This is a genomic window from Streptomyces sp. NPDC004284 (assembly GCF_042874035.1).
In the GTDB taxonomy this organism is placed as follows: domain Bacteria; phylum Actinomycetota; class Actinomycetes; order Streptomycetales; family Streptomycetaceae; genus Streptomyces.
The window spans coordinates 119038-133955 of record NZ_JBIAMJ010000013.1 but is presented as its reverse complement, the minus strand read 5'-3'; the positions used below and the strand labels follow the sequence as shown (position 1 = coordinate 133955).

13 protein-coding genes are annotated in these 14918 nt (G+C 73.2%); 8 read left to right on the top strand and 5 right to left on the bottom strand.

The features are described 5' to 3' along the window. Positions 1 to 276 precede the first annotated feature (276 nt). Complete coding sequence (locus ACFYUS_RS28390) at positions 277 to 1140, top strand: D-alanyl-D-alanine carboxypeptidase family protein (RefSeq protein ID WP_388858249.1); 864 nt, start codon at positions 277 to 279, stop codon at positions 1138 to 1140. 66 nt (positions 1141 to 1206) lie between these two features. Here the strand turns inward: ACFYUS_RS28390 and ACFYUS_RS28385 are convergent, their stop codons facing one another. Genes ACFYUS_RS28385 through ACFYUS_RS28375 form a run of 3 tightly spaced genes read right to left on the bottom strand, consistent with a single transcriptional unit; the run spans position 1207 to position 2449 of the window. Further along, the gene (locus tag ACFYUS_RS28385) at positions 1207 to 1461 is read right to left on the bottom strand and encodes a DUF6332 family protein (protein WP_388857977.1); all 255 of its coding nucleotides are present in this window, start codon (positions 1459 to 1461) and stop codon (positions 1207 to 1209) included. 29 nt (positions 1462 to 1490) lie between these two features. Then, entirely contained in the window at positions 1491 to 2033 is a 543-nt protein-coding gene (locus tag ACFYUS_RS28380; protein ID WP_388857974.1) for an anthrone oxygenase family protein, read from the bottom strand. Then, positions 2030 to 2449, bottom strand: coding sequence for a nuclear transport factor 2 family protein (locus ACFYUS_RS28375; RefSeq protein WP_388857971.1), 420 nt, complete (start codon positions 2447 to 2449; stop codon positions 2030 to 2032). Before ACFYUS_RS28375 ends, ACFYUS_RS28380 begins: the two co-directional genes overlap by 4 nt. Before the next feature lie 85 nt (positions 2450 to 2534). Between ACFYUS_RS28375 and ACFYUS_RS28370 the strand changes: the two genes are divergently transcribed. From ACFYUS_RS28370 to bla, 3 genes are all read left to right on the top strand, one after another. Continuing rightward, positions 2535 to 3158, top strand: a complete 624-nt coding sequence (locus tag ACFYUS_RS28370; protein ID WP_388857968.1) for a TetR/AcrR family transcriptional regulator — start codon at positions 2535 to 2537, stop codon at positions 3156 to 3158. A 106-nt stretch (positions 3159 to 3264) separates the two neighbouring features. Next, positions 3265 to 3729, top strand: a complete 465-nt coding sequence (locus tag ACFYUS_RS28365) for a GNAT family N-acetyltransferase (RefSeq protein ID WP_388857965.1) — start codon at positions 3265 to 3267, stop codon at positions 3727 to 3729. Positions 3730 to 3862: 133 nt separating this feature from the next. Then, positions 3863 to 4852 (top strand): class A beta-lactamase, encoded by a 990-nt coding sequence (bla, locus tag ACFYUS_RS28360; protein ID WP_388857962.1) that lies wholly within the window; start codon positions 3863 to 3865, stop codon positions 4850 to 4852. 96 nt (positions 4853 to 4948) lie between these two features. Here the strand turns inward: bla and ACFYUS_RS28355 are convergent, their stop codons facing one another. Then, positions 4949 to 6550: a M4 family metallopeptidase gene (locus ACFYUS_RS28355; protein WP_388857959.1), complete on the bottom strand. Its 1602-nt coding sequence runs from the start codon at positions 6548 to 6550 to the stop codon at positions 4949 to 4951. A 369-nt stretch (positions 6551 to 6919) separates the two neighbouring features. After that, on the bottom strand, positions 6920 to 7903 hold the full coding sequence (locus tag ACFYUS_RS28350) for a LysR family transcriptional regulator (RefSeq protein WP_388857956.1): 984 nt from the start codon (positions 7901 to 7903) through the stop codon (positions 6920 to 6922). Between the two features lie 470 nt (positions 7904 to 8373). Between ACFYUS_RS28350 and ACFYUS_RS28345 the strand changes: the two genes are divergently transcribed. The 4 genes from ACFYUS_RS28345 (at position 8374) to ACFYUS_RS28330 (ending at position 14899) form a co-directional block, all read left to right on the top strand. Further along, complete coding sequence (locus tag ACFYUS_RS28345) at positions 8374 to 9768, top strand: rhodanese-like domain-containing protein (RefSeq protein ID WP_388857953.1); 1395 nt, start codon at positions 8374 to 8376, stop codon at positions 9766 to 9768. 99 nt (positions 9769 to 9867) lie between these two features. Beyond that, on the top strand, positions 9868 to 10452 hold the full coding sequence (locus ACFYUS_RS28340; RefSeq protein ID WP_388857950.1) for a rhodanese-like domain-containing protein: 585 nt from the start codon (positions 9868 to 9870) through the stop codon (positions 10450 to 10452). Continuing rightward, on the top strand, positions 10449 to 11339 hold the full coding sequence (locus ACFYUS_RS28335) for a sulfite exporter TauE/SafE family protein (protein WP_388857947.1): 891 nt from the start codon (positions 10449 to 10451) through the stop codon (positions 11337 to 11339). Before ACFYUS_RS28340 ends, ACFYUS_RS28335 begins: the two co-directional genes overlap by 4 nt. Positions 11340 to 11437: 98 nt before the next feature. Further along, positions 11438 to 14899 (top strand): hypothetical protein, encoded by a 3462-nt coding sequence (locus tag ACFYUS_RS28330; RefSeq protein WP_388857944.1) that lies wholly within the window; start codon positions 11438 to 11440, stop codon positions 14897 to 14899. Positions 14900 to 14918: the final 19 nt, after the last annotated feature.

The following is a 14918-nucleotide window of genomic DNA, read 5'->3' as shown; positions in this document are numbered from 1 at the left end:
GCACAACATCTTTGGTCCCCGATGGGTCTCGCTCGCGCGTGCGGCGCGCGCTCGCCGAACCCGAGACGCGGGACGGGCGCACCGACGCGCGCACGGGCCGCCCCCCGCGGGGCGGCCACCGGCGAGAACGCGAGGAATTTCACGGCCTTCACCGTGCATCCCTGGAGCCGTCTCGCGCGTCTTCTATGCGCCGGGCCCGCCTTCGGACTCGAACCGGACCCGGAACACATCGATTCCTACCAAGGACAGAAGACTTTGCTGACTCCGACACTCGGCCTGCGCAGTGCCGTGACCGTCTCGCTCACGGCCTCTGCCGTACTCGCCGGTGGCTTCTTCGCGGGCCAGGCGAACGCCGTGACCGCCCCGTCGATCACCGCCCCCGGCGCCTTCGTCATGAACAACGGGACGGGTACGACGCTGTACGGGAAGGCCGCGGACACCCGCCGGTCGACCGGCTCCACCACGAAGATCATGACCGCGAAGGTGGTGCTGTCCCAGCCGAACCTCAACCTGGACGCCAAGGTCACGATCCAGAAGGCCTACAGCGACTACATCGTCGCCAACAACGCTTCCTCGGCCCGGCTCATCGTCGGCGACAAGGTGACGGTCCGACAGCTCCTCTACGGCCTCATGCTGCCGTCGGGGTGCGACGCCGCCTACGCGCTGGCCGACAAGTTCGGCACCGGCACCACGCGGGCGGCCCGGGTGAAGTCGTTCATCGGGAAGATGAACACCGAGGCGCAGAGGCTCGGCCTGCGGAACACCCACTTCGACTCGTTCGACGGCATAGGCAGCGGGCAGAACTACTCGACTCCGCGTGATCTGACGAAGATCGCGAGCAGTGCGATGAAGAACTCCACGTTCCGCGCCGTCGTCAAGACGAAGTCCACGTCCCAGAAGGTGACCACGAAGAGCGGTGGTTACCGGTACATGTCGTGGACGAACACGAACAAGCTCCTGAGCACGTACAGCGGCGCGATCGGCGTGAAGACCGGTTCGGGTCCGCAGGCCAAGTACTGCCTCGTCTTCGCGGCCACCCGCGGTACCAAGACGGTCATCGGCACGGTGCTCGCCGCGCCGTCCGAGGCGAACAGGGCGGCCGACGTCAAGAAGCTGCTGGACTACGGCTTCGCGAGGTGACCGACGGCGGGCCGGCGCGCACGACGGCGCCGGCCCGCCCCCACCCGCCGCGCCGGTGGACCGTGCTCAACGCCCCTGGCGCCGACTCGCGTCGAACCGGAGCAGCACCCGCACCACACGCCACACCGCGGCGCAGGCGGCCAGCACGGCCCCCACCACGAGCAGGGCTTTCCCCGCGGGCTCGGAGACACCGACGAGCACCGCCGGCACCAACAGCGCTCCGAACACGATCGCGGCCGGGAAACCCGCCGTCACCAGGGCGAACATGATCTCCACCGTCATCGCGTCCTTCTCCCACCGCGACTCCCGCCCGCCATCCATACGGCGAGTCTCACACAGCTCCCGGCCCGTCAGGTCCTCGCACGCGCCGCGAGGGTGTCCCGGAGGGGCAAAGGGGCAGCGGGCCGGGGCCGGCGCAGCGCGAGGGCGATCAGCAGGGCGAAGGCGCACAGCGCGGCGAGGGTGCGCAGGTCGTTGAAGAGATCCCAACGCCGCAGGATCTCCGCGTGATCGGCGGGCGCGGAGGTGACGGCCCACCGCTTGATCCGGCCGTTGATCGGCACGTTGCCGAAGCGGGTGATCAGGAAGGACGAGACGGCCAGCAGTCCGGCCCCGCCGGCCAGTCGCCGCGCCGTGCCGCGGGTCATGGCGGCCAGGGCCAGCGAGCTGAGCGCCGACGCCGCCATCGTCGTCTGCATGGTGATGCCGTTCATCTTCATCAGCTCGGCGTGGAACGACAGCCGCATGTCGAGGGGTACCGCGTGGAAGGTGGGCGCCAGGTTGACGGCGCCGTAGCCGAACGCGCCCGCGAGCAGCCCGGTGGAGAGCAGGGCGGCACCTTCGGCCAGTCGTACGGGCACGGGCCGGTCCGCGGCGGAGGCCGACTCGGTCACCGCTGCTCCTGCTCGGGTCGGACGGCGGTGGCGGGCAGGGTCCGGGAGAGCTGGGTGACCCGGCGCAGCCTCCCCTCCGGGGTGAGCTCGCCGAACATGTGCACCTCCCTGGCGACGGCCGGTCCCTTGCGCATCCGGGCGTGGATGGTGAACCGTGCGGCGATCCGGCCCTCGGCCGCCAGGGCCTCGTGCACCTCGAACCGGCAGTCGAGGAGGTTCTTGCGCAGCGTCCGGGCGTGAGCGAGCAGCCCTTCCCGGTCGAGTTCCATCCCATCGCTGATCTGCACGATGTCGGGCGCGTAGTAGCGGTCCGCCAGCGGTCCCGGGTCGTCGCCGCTGTGCACGACGTCCTGGACGTAGGAGGTGAAGAAGTCGGCGACGAACTGCTCGGGGGTCGTGCCTTCGAGTGGTTTCACGGTCGTCCCTTCCGGACGCGAGACTATGATCTCTGACACGCTTGTAAGATATGCCGGGCCTCTAACTTTGACAAGGGTGTAAGAATTGACTTCTGCCGGGACTCCGGGGCGCCGCCTGCGGGCCGACGCCGAACGCAGCAGGGCGGCCATCCTGGATGCCGCGACCAGCCTTCTGAGCGAGCAGCCGGACGCGGGCCTGGCCGCCGTCGCGACACGGGCGGGCGTGACCCGGCAGACGGTCTACGCCCACTTCGCCTCGCGGGAGGACCTGGTCGGCGCGGTGATCGACCGGGTCACTCAGGAGGCGATGGCGGCGATGGACGCCGCCGAACTCGACGCGGGTCCCGCATCGGCCGCGGTACTGCGGCTGCTCGACATCGGCTGGCAGACGTTCGAGCGCCACACCGCGCTCCTCCGGGCCGCCACCCCGACAGCCGCCGAGCACGGTGGGGACCGGGCCGGAGCGGACCACGAGCCCGTCACCGACCGGCTGCTGCGCCTGATCGAACGGGGGCAGCGGGCCGGCGAGTTCGACCCGGACCAGTCCCCGGCCTGGCTCGTGGCCGCGACGATCGCCCTGGGCCACGCCGCCGGCGAGGAGGCCGCCGCGGGCCGCGTCCCCCGGGACGAGGCCGCCGCCTCCCTCCGTACGAGCGTGCTGCGCGCCCTCGGCGCGGGAGGCGCGGCAGGTCGAGGCCCGAGGGACTGAGGACGGCCGGCCCCGCTCACGGATGGGACCGGCGTTCACCAGCTGGAACACGGCATGATCCACTGGGTCGGCACCGCAGGGAGCGGTGCGTGAGGAGTGTGCAGTCATGTCCGACACCGCCGCCGTCGTGGTCCGTCCCGTCCGCGAGGGCGATTTCGACCAGTGGCGTGCCCTGTACCGGGGGTACGCCGACTTCTACCGGGTCGAGCAGACCGAGGAGGCCGCGCAGACGGTCTGGTCCTGGATCCACGACCCCGCCCACGAGGTGGAGGGTCTCGTGGCCGAGGCCGCGGACGGGCGGCTCGTCGGGATCGCGCACTTCCGGCCGTTCGCGCGCCCGCTGTCCGCGACCGTCGGCGGCTGGCTCGACGACCTCTTCGTGGACCCGGAGAGCCGTGGCTCCGGCGTGGTGGACCTGCTGCTCGGCGCGCTGCGCGGGATCGGGGCCGAGCGCGGCTGGAGCGTCGTCCGCTGGATCACCGCCGACGACAACCACCGCGCCCGCTCCAAGTACGACCAGGTCGCCACCCGCACCATGTGGGTCACGTACGACATGGCCCCCGACGCCTGACGTCGACGACGTCCTCCGGGGCGCGGATCACCCCCGGGCGCACGGCGTACGGAGCCGCCTGCGCGGGCCACGGGGGTGACGAGGCGTACGAAGGGAGCGTACGAGAGCAGTGCCCCCTTCGGAAGGAATCGCCTTGCACTCCCACGGACCAGGACCGTCCCGCCGTACCGCGCTCGCCCTGGGCGCCGGCACGGCACTCACGACCGCGCTCGCCCTGGGCGGCGGAGCGGCGCAGGCCGCGCCGGAGACCGGCGGCGTCGTCGCGCGGCTGAGGCGGCTGGAGCGGGAACACACCGCGCGGCTCGGCGTGTTCGCCCGTGACATGCGGACGGGGAGGACCGTGGCCCACCGGGCGGGCGAGCGCTTCCCGATGGCCTCCGTGTTCAAGACGCTCGCCGTCGCGGCCGTCCTGCGCGACCTCGACCGCGACGGGGAGTTCCTCGCCCGCCGCGTCCGCTACACCCGGGCGTACGTCGACGGGTCGGGCCTCTCCCCGGTCGCGGGGGCGGCCGAGAACGTCTCGGGCGGCATGACGGTCGCCGGACTCTGCGACGCCGCCCTCCGCTTCAGTGACAACGCCGCCGCCAACCTGCTCCTCAGGGAACTGGGCGGCCCCACCCGCGTCACCCGGTTCTGCCGCTCGATCGGGGACCGCGTCACCCGGCTCGACCGCTGGGAGCCCGAGCTGAACTCGGCGGAGCCCCGGCGGGTCACCGACACCACCACCCCGCACGCCATCGGCCTCTCCTACGCCCGCCTCGTGCTGGGCGACGCACTGGATCCCCACGACCGCGAGCGGCTCACCGGCTGGATGCTCCGCAACACCACCAGCACCGAGAAGTTCCGCCGCGGCCTTCCCGCCGACTGGCTCCTCGCCGACAAGACCGGCTCCGGGCGCCACGGCGGCGCCAACGACGTCGGCATCGCCTGGCGCCCGGACGGCACGCCGATCCTCCTCGCCGTCCTCACCACCCAGCCCGAGGAGGACGCCCCGACCGACAACCCGCTCGTGGCCCGGACGGCCGCGCTCCTCGCGGAGGAGTTCGGCCGGGGAGCCGCGTGGAACGGCGGCGCGAGCGGCGTCCGTCGCCGGGGACGGCCGCCCCGACCCGCTCGCCTCTGACGCTCGGGGGTTCGGCGGGCCCGCCGCCGCACGCGGGTCGGGCCCCGTCCATGCGGACGGGGCCCGAACTCGTGACCTGGGGTGGGACCGGCCGCGTCAGAGGACGTTGACCGCGCTCCAGGCCGCTGCCACGGTGGCGTACTCGGGGCTGGTGGCGCCGTAGAGGTCCTTCGCCGCGCTCAGGGTCGCGGTGCGGGCGCCCTTGTAGTCCGTGGTGGAGGTCATGTAGACGGTCAGCGCCCGGTACCAGATGGCGGAGGCCTTCTGGTTGCCGATGCCGGTGACGGTGGAACCGTTGTACGTCGGGCTGTTGTAGGTGATGCCGTTGATCGTCTTGCTGCCGCTGCCCTCGCTGGCGAGGTAGAACCAGTGGTTGCCGACGCCCGAGGAGTTGTGCACGTCCAGCCGGGCGACGGACTTCGACCAGTAGTCGGCGGAGCGGCCGTCCAGGGAGGGCTTGTCGAAGCGGCGCAGCCACGGCGGGGTGGACTGGTCGCTGAAGAGGTAGTCGGGGGTGTCGATCGGGTTGTTGGCGTACCACTCGACCATCGTGCCGAGGATGTCGCTGGTGGCCTCGTTCAGGCCGCCGGACTCGCCGCTGTAGCGCAGGTTGGCGGTGGCCGAGGTGACGCCGTGGGTCATCTCGTGGCCCATGGTGTCGAGGTCGACCTGCTCGGGGTCGGTGGTGCCGTTGCCGTCGCCGGTCATCATGCAGAAGCAGGAGTCCGACCACTGGGCGTTGTCCCAGTTGGTGCCGACGTGGACGAAGACGGTGGCGCCGCGGCCGTCGTTCTTGATGCCGTTGCGGCCGAAGGTGGCCTTGTAGTAGTCGTACGTCATCGCGGTGTTGGCGTGCGCGTCGACGGCGGCGGTGGCGCGGTCCGTGGAGAACTTCTTGCCGTCGCCCCAGGTGTTGTCGGCGTCGGTGAACAGGGTGCCGGAGGAGCTGTTCAGGGACGAGGACGAGACGTTGTGCGCGTCCTTGGTGATGTGGCCGCGGACCGGGTCGATGAGGGCGAAGGTGCCGTTCGACTGGAGGGTGGTGTCGAGGGTGATGTCACCGGTGTACTCGGAGTGGCCGGTGCCGGTCGCCTCGTGCTCGACGTCGTAGTTCTCGATCGCGACGCCGGTGGTGGCGTCGGTGACGAAGACCTCGCCGTGCGGCTGGCCCTTGTCGCCCAGACCCTGCACGGTGGTGCGCCAGGCCAGGCGGGGGGCGCCGTCGGCGGCCCACACGATCAGCTCGGGGGTGGACTCGGCGTCGCTGACGAGGCCCCGCGCGCGCTTCAGGGCGCCGGCCGCGGTGCCCTTGGCGTCGGTGGCGGGGGTGACGGACTTGACCGCCACGCCGTGGGCCTTGGCGTGGCTGGATCCCTTGAGCGAGCCGTCGGCCTTCTGGTGGACGACGAAGTCACCGCCGACGACGGGGAGTCCGCGGTAGGTCCGGTCGAAGCGGACGTGCTGGGTGCCGTCGGCGTCGATCACGACGTCCTTGACCTGGAGCGCCTGGCCGGCACCGAAGCCGAAGGTGTCGGCGTGACGGGTCACGTTCGCCTCGGCCCGGGATATCGCCGTGTCGCGGGCGGAGGTTCCGTGCTGCACCGCGTCGGGCTGCGAGTACGCCGGTACGGCGACCACGCCGGTGGTGATGACGGCGGCGGCGACCATCGTGGAGAGGGCAAGAAGGGGACGGGACATGACGGGGTGTTTCCTTCGCTCGTCGTGGGGGGTGACGACGTCCTGGGACGTTGACGCGAAGTGTTCACCAGGTGACATGTGCCTGACGTGATCCCATGTGGGATACAACTGTGGAGTTATACGGTGGGGCGCACGGCGGCCAGGGCTGGCGGCCGCGGAGTCGTACGACGCGAGGGGACACGGTCCGGCCGGGCGCTCGTGGCGCTGTACGACGTGAGGAAGCACGGCCCGGACGGTCGCCCGTGGAGCTGTACGGCACGAGGAAGCACGAACCAGACGGTCCGCCCACGGAGCTGTACGGCACGAGGAAGCACGGCCCGGACGGTCGCCCGTGGAGCTGTACGGTGCGGGGCACCGCGGTCCGGACGGTCAGCCGTCCGCGGCGCCGAGGGCGAACTCCTCGCCGCCGCCCTCCCACCAGGCCAGGTACTGCGGCCGCTGCCGCACCAGCGAGAGGTACGCGGCCAGCAGACGCTCGCCCACCGCGTCGGCGAGTCCCGCCGGGACCGATTCCGTGTTCCAGGCCAGCTGGAGCCGCCGGTGGAACGGGACGTCCACGAGCGGCCGCTGCACGGTGCCCTGGGCGGGGACATCGGCGGTCGGCCATACGCCGCAGACGGCGCGCCGGCCCGCGACCAGGATCTGCGCCACGGACAGGTCCGGCGTCACGTGCGCGATCCGCGGCGTGAATCCCGCCGACTGGCAGGTGAGATGGAGGTACGCGTGCACACCGCTCTCGTCGGCCTCCGGCATGACCCACTCCTCGCCCCTCAGGTCACGCAGGCTGACCATCTCCTGGCGTGCGAGCGGGTGGTCCTCGGCGAGCAGGACGAAGACCGGCTCGCGCAGCAGTGTGCGCGTCACCACCGAATCGCCGACCGGAAGGGGGAATCCCGGGAACTCGCCGAAGACCGCTATGTCGCACTTCGACTGGCTCAGCGCTTTCACCAGGGTGTGCACGGAACGGCGGGCGTCTATGCCGAGCCGGCGTTCCGGGACGAGCTCGAAGAGGGCGGAGATCAGCAGCGACACCAGGGGGCCGGCGGTTCCGCCCGCCCGCAGCGGCGAGGCGGTCCCCCCGTCCGCCTCGGCGGCCGAGCGCGCGTGCTCGCGCAGCCGGTCGAAGCCGACCACGAGGTCGCGGGCGCAGCGCAGGACGTACTGACCGTTCTCGTTCGGTTTCACCCCCTCGGCGCTGCGGGTGAAGAGGGGGCCGCCCAGCTCGTGCTCGATCCGCTTCAGCTGAGCGCTCGTGGCGGGCTGGGAGAGCTGCAGGCGTGCCGCGGCTCTGCGGATACTGCCGGCCTCGGCGACGGTGAGCAGGACACGGAGGTGGCGGAACTCGAGGTGCATGAACATTCCCCCACTCAGGGCGGAGGGCCCCTTGCACCCCCCGTGACCAGCAGTACCAGTTGCCCGAGGGCATGGTGACCAAGATTCTGACGGACCCCTCGGAGCGGCAACCACGGGACGGCAAAATCTGCGTGCGCATGCCACGTTTTTACACCGGCATCGCGCGATCTCCACCCCTCCACGAGACGCGCACCCACAGCCCCGAATACCCCTGCCGGCATTCGGGACCGGACATCGAGAGGCGCACCCCTGTGACCCGCGATACCCAGGGGGGTATTTGACTTCCCCTGGAGACCCCCTTACGGTCGAGTACGTAAATACCCAGGGGGGTATCGAAGCGGGAGGTGCTTCGAGGCGGACACCGCCTCCGTCGCAGGCAGAACCGCCGGCCGGACGCCCGCACGCACGCGGTACGACCGCCCCGCACCCCCGCACCCACCTCGGCGTGTGCTCCTGATGAAGGGATTGCCGTGTTCTTCACCCAGTACTACCTGGACTGCCTCTCCCAGGCGTCCTACATGATCGCCGACGAGCGCACGGGCCAGGCGGTCGTCGTCGACCCCCGCCGGGACGTCTCGGAGTACCTGGCCGACGCAGCCGCCCACGGGTTCACGGTGGTCGGCGTCATCAACACCCACTTCCACGCCGATTTCGTCGCCGGCCACCTGGAGATGGCGGACGAGACCGGCGCCTGGATCGGATACGGTCGGCGCGCCGAGACCGAGTACCCGATCCGCGAGCTCGCGGAGGGCGAGCGGATCTCCCTCGGTGACGTCACGCTGGAGGTCCTGGAGACCCCCGGGCACACGCCGGAGTCGATCAGCGTCCTCGTGTACGAGCGGGCCGGGGACGAGGTGCCGTACGGCGTCCTGACCGGCGACGCGCTGTTCATCGGGGACGTCGGCCGTCCCGACCTGCTCGCCTCGGTGGGCGTGACCGCCGAGGAGCTCGGCGCGATGCTGCACGACAGCGTGCAGAACAAGCTGATGGGGCTGCCGGACGAGGTACGGGTCTTCCCCGCGCACGGCGCCGGATCGGCCTGCGGCAAGAACCTGTCGACGGAGAAGCAGTCGACCATCGGCGAACAGCGGGCCACCAACTACGCCTGCGCGCCGATGAGCCGCGAGGAGTTCGTCGCGCTGGTCACCGCCGGCCAGTCGGCCGCGCCCGGCTACTTCGCGTACGACGCCGAGCTGAACCGCAAGGACCGCGCCCGCTACGACGCGGCCGCCCCCCGCCCGCTGGCGCTCGCCGAGTTCGGCGAGCTGCGGGCCGCCGGCGCGGTCGTGGTGGACGCACGCGACCCGCAGGAGTTCGCGGCCGGGCATCTGCGCGGGGCGGTGAACGTGCCCGCCGACGGGCGTTTCGCCGAGCAGGCCGGCACCGTGCTCGACCCGGCCGCCGAGCTGGTCGTCATGGCGCCGCAGGACCGGGAGGAGGAGGTCGTCACCCGGCTCGCCCGGATCGGCTTCGACCGGGTCGCCGGCTACCTGCGCAACCCCGAGGACGCCCTGGAGGCGCTGGCCGACGAGGTCTCCCCCGCCAGTCGGGTCACCGCCGCGCACCTGCGCACCGCGCTCGCGGGAGAGCGGCCGCCGGTCGTCGTGGACGTGCGCACCTGCGGCGAGCGCCAGGCGAACGGCTTCATCGAGTCCGCCCTGCACATCCCGCTGAGCGAACTCCCGCACCGCGCGGACGAGCTGCCCGCCGACCGGCCGCTGGTCCTGCACTGCGCCGGCGGCCACCGCTCCTCCATCGCCGCGAGCCTGCTGCGACAGCGAGGCCTCCAGGACGTCTCCGACGTCCTCGGCGGATACGCCGCCTGGGCGCTGACGGAGCCGACGGCCGGGCCCGTCGACGCCTGACCACCCCACCCCTCTCCGTTCCTCACTCGGGGCCCCGCACAACCTTCTGAATACCCCCCTGGGTATATTCTTCCGACTCGAAGTGGACTTCCGAATCCCATGAGCAGCACCCCCGCACCCGTCTCCTCCCTCACTCCCGCCGCACTGCACCGGCTCGTCCAGGAAGGGCGCTCCCCCCGCCTGCTCGACGTGCGCACGCCGGGCGAGTTCCGTACGGCGCACATCCCGGGCTCGTACAACGTGCCGCTCAACACCCTCCGCGAGCACCGCGCCGAGCTGCTGGCCCACCTCGACGAGGACGTCGTCCTCGTGTGCCGCTCCGGACAGCGCGCCACGCAGGCCGAGAAGGCCCTCGCCGAGGCCGGCCTGCCGAACCTCCGCGTCCTGGAGGGCGGCATCGTCGCCTGGGAGACGGTCGGCGCGCCCGTCGAGCGGGGCCCGGAGCGGTGGGACATGGAGCGCCAGGTCCGGCTCGTGGCCGGCTCGATCGTCCTGGCCACCGGCCTCATCGGGGTGTTCGTCCCCGGCGCCCACCTGATCGGCACCGCGGTCGGCGCGGGCCTGACCTACGCGGCCCTCAGCAACTCCTGCGCCATGGGCGTGCTGCTGTCCAAGCTGCCGTACAACCGCGGGCCGCGTACCGACATCCGTACGGTGATCGCGGAGCTGCGGAGCACGCAGTGACCGCTCTGGTCATCGCGGCGTCCCTGCTCGTCGGTGTCACCCTCGGGGTCCTCGGGGGCGGCGGCTCGATCCTGATGGTGCCGATCCTGGTCTACCTGGCCGGGCAGGACACCAAGGAGGCGATCGCCACCTCCCTGTTCGTCGTCGGTGTCACCAGCCTCGCCGCGCTGGTCCCCCACGCCCGGGCCCGCAGGGTCCGCTGGCGGACCGGGCTGCTCTTCGGCGGGTTCAGCATGGCCGGCGCGTACGGAGGCGGACGGCTCGCCGAGTACGTTCCGGGGACGGTCCTGCTCGTCTCCTTCGCCCTGATGATGCTCGCCACCGCGGTGGCGATGCTCCGCAGGCCCCGGCCCGGCGGGGAGAAGCCGCGGCGGGTCCATGACGATCCGCCCCTGAGGCACATCGCGGTGGAGGGTCTTCTCGTCGGCGCGGTGCCGGGGCTGGTCGGCTCCGGCGGCGGTTTCCTCGTCGTCCCGGCGCTGGCCGTCCTCGGCGGGCTGCCCATGGGCATCGCGGTCGGCACGTCCCTCCTCGTCATCGGGATGAACTCCTTCGCCGGTCTCGCCGGGCATCTCTCGGGCGTCGGGATCGACTGGGGTCCGGCGCTGACCGTCACCGCGGTGGCGGTGGCCGGCAGTCTCGTGGGCGGCCGGTTCGCGGGCCGCATCCCGCAGGACACCCTGCGCACGGCGTTCGGCTGGTTCGTCGTCGTCATGGGGGTCTTCGTGCTCGCGAAGCAGCTCGACACCTCTGTGTGGACCCACCCGGCGACCTGGGCGGTGCTCGGGACCGCACTGGCGGCCACGCTCGCCGTCCGGCTGTGGCGGACCTCAAGGCGAGCGGAATGCGGCAGCGCCTCGCCGACGGCTCCGACACCCCGTCCATGACGCGGGAGGAGCGGCGGAAGCTCCTCCTCGCCCCGCCCCCGTCCGGCCGGTCCGATATCCGGTGGGACGGGGGCGCGCCATCGGGCACAATGCCCGCGATGATCTCCACCGCCGCCCAGCTGCTCGCCGCCCTCGAACCCCTGCCGCACGCCGCCCGGCTCCGGTTCACCGCCGTCACCGCCCACCGGCTCGCCGCCCACGGCGGACTCCGTCCCCTGCTCGCCTCGCTGGACGCGCTCGGCCCGTACGAGCGCCGGCTCGCCGCGCTCGCGGCCCTGACCGCCGGGGAGCTCGGACACCTGGCGGCCCGGCTCGGCGATCCGGACCCGGTGGTCCGCCGGTACGCGCTGCGCGGCGCCCGGCGGCTGCCCGTCCCGGACGCCGCCGTCGAGGCCGCCCACGACGACGCGCCCGCCGTGGTCCGCGCCGACCTCGCACGGCTGCTGCGCGACGGGCGGCGGCCCGCGCTCGCCGAGCGGCTGGTGCTCCGGGTACGCGGCGAGTACGGCGACCGGGACGCCGCCAGGCTGCTGCCGGGCTGCTCGGCGGAGTTCACCGCGCGGCTGCTGCCCGAACTCGCCGGGGCGCTCTCGTACGAGGACTGGAGCACCCTGGCCGTCCGCCATCCCGTCGCCGTCCTCGACCAGATGGAACGGGAACTCGAAGGCCTTCCGAAGCAGTCGCGCGATCTCCGGTGGCGGCGGCACGCCACCGGGATCGCGGCCGCCCTGCCCGCCGCGCCGGAGCGCGTGCTGGACCTGCTCGAGCGGTACGGCCCCGACAACCTTCCCGGTCCGGTGCTCGACCGGCTGGGCGATCTCGTCGCGGTCGACGCCGAGCGCGTCGCCCGCTGGTTCGCCGACCCCGTCCGGACGGCCGCCCGGTGGGAACGGACGCCCGGCCGGACGGTCATGCGGCAGCTGGCGGCGGCGGACCCGCCGTCCCTGCCCCTGCTGGGAGCCCGGTGGTTCCACCGGGAGGCCTTCGTCGTCCTGCTGCGGTCGGTGCCGCCCGCTCGCCGCCCCGGTTTCGTGGACGCGGTCGTCACCATGGGCGCCCCGTACCGGAACGTCCGCGCGCACGCGGGGGTGCTCGCCCTGCTGCCGGCCGCCGAGCGGCACGCCCGCGCCCGTACCGAGATCGAGCGGATTCGCGCCGGCGCTCACTCCGGCTGGGACCTCTGGGCCCTCCTCGCCCTGCTGCCGACCGCCGAGGCCCGCCCACAGCTGCTGGCCGGCCTCCGCGGCAACGACCCCGAGGAGCGCGGGACGATCTGGGACCGGCTGGTCGCCAACGCCGGCCACACCCGCGATCCGGAACAGGTCGCGGAGGTCCTCGCGCTCGCCGCCGGCCGGCTGACCAACGAACGCGACCCCGTACGCGGGGAGGCCCTGTCAGCCCTCGCCGGGCTGCCGGCGCCCTTGCTCACGGCCGCCCTCGGGGCCGGCGTGTCCGCCGGGGATCGCACCGGGTCCGCGTCCCTGGAACGGCTGTGCCTGGACGGCCTGAGGGCCCGGGACTGCTCGCACGGGACCCGGGACACGATCCGGTCCCTGGCCGTGACCCTGCTCTCCACCGCCGTGAACGGTACGGACGCTGTCGCCGCCACCGCCCTGCCGACTGCCGTGCGCCTGACGGAAGCGCTCATCGCCCGCATCGGAACGGTGGAGCTGAATCGTTTCGGCGAGGCGCTGCGCGGGAGCGGGGCCGACGCCCTGCTCGACGTGCTCGGGCCGTGGCTGGACCGGGCTGCCGTCGACGGCGACGTCGCGCCCTTGCTGGCGCTGGTCAGGTCCGGCGGGCGCCGCGCGTACCGGATCCCGGGACTCCGGGATCGTCTCGAACAGGCCCTGCGCGTCTGTCCGGACGGGGTCTTCGGCGAGGTCGCGGCGGCCTGGCTGGCCGATCCGGCGCCCCGGGGCGACCGCGTGGCCCGGTTGCTGGAGCGGGAGCCGTCCGCGGCCTTCGTGCCCCAGGTGCTCGCCGTACTCGCCATGGAGCGCACCGACCTGCTGGACCGCGCCCTGAACGGGACACCGTTCCCGGGCGGCCGGTTCCCCGCGGCCGGCGCTCCCCGGCCGTTGCCCCCTTTCCGGTACGCCGACCGGTGGCTGCCCCGACAGCAGGAGGCCGCGGTCCGGCTGGCCGCGGGCGTCATCGCCGATGCCGGCCGCGGTCTCGACGAACGTGCCGCGCTGCTCCGTGCGGTGGCCCCGGTACCGGTGCACGGAAGCGCCCTGCTCCGGCGGTACACCACCCCGGCGCCCGCCGTGGCCGGGGCCGAGGACTCGGCCGGTCGGGGCGTGTCCCCTCTGACGGCGGCCGCTCTGGACGCGGCCGCCCACACCGACGACCCGGCCTCGGCCCTCGACACCCTGATCGACCGTGCGGGCGACGACCGCACGGCGGCCGCCTGGTCCGCCGCCGCTCGCGCCGCGGCCCACGCCCGGCCCAGCCGGGTGGCCTCCCTGCTCCGTGACGTCCTGACCCGCGAGACGGGGGTGAAGGTCACCGTCAGGAAGGCGGCGGCCCGGCTCGCCGCCCGCCATCTGCCCCCGGGTGCCGCGACCGCGCTCCTGTCCGGCGTGGGCCGCACTCCGGGCATCCATCCGGACGTACACGCCACCGTCGTCGGTCTGGCCGCGACACTGCTGCCGGACGAGGGGATGTGGGCCCTGCTGGACTCGGCGGCCGCCGAGGGACCCGACACCGCCCGGCTCGCCCTCCTGGGCCCGGGCCCGGCGGACCTGGCCCCGGCCCACCGGGCGCGGTACGGCGAGCTCGTCGCCCGGCTGGTCTTCGCCCCCGAGGAGCGCGTGGCGGACCAGGCCCTGTCCGCCCTCCGCGACTGGGCGCCGTACACGCCCGCGGCCGGCACCGCCCTCGCGGACGTCTACGCGGACCTCGCCTCGCCCCTGAACACGTACCGGGCCGGTCACGCGCTGACGGAACTCGCCCAGTCCGAACTGCCCCACCCGATCGGCGGCGTGGCACCCGGCAGCCTTCTGCACGGCGTCGTGGACCGGCTTCTGGCGCTCATCGCGGCCGGCGAACCGGAGGGCCGCGGGCGCGGTGGGGACCTGCCCGCACGCCGTCGCCTGGAATCCCTCGTCGGCTCCTCGATCAGGGACCACCGGATGTGCGCCGCCCTGGCCCGGCGGCTGGCGGCCGAACCGGCGGTCACCGGGACCCGCACCGCGCTCCTCGTACGAGCGGTCGACCTGGAGGCGACCGGGCCCGAACTGCTGCTCTCGCTCCGCGAGCTGACCGCGGCGATCGAGGGCCGCCCCGTCCTGGCCGTCCGGGTGGCCGAGGACGTGGAGGACGCGCACCGGTACGGCAGGCCGCTCGCCGACCCCACCGCCGCCCTGGCGGCAGTGGGCACCCTGGGCGACGACGGCGGCCTGGTGGAAGGCCTCCTCGCCGTCGGTCTCGCCACGGCCCTCGGAGACCGCCTCAACTGGCCGGAGAGCTGCCGCGCGGCCGTCGCGGGCCTGCGCCGCCACCCGGATCGGGAGGTCCGGGAGGCCGCGTACATCACGGTCCTGGGCGGAGGCTGAGCCCGTCCGGAGGCGCTCC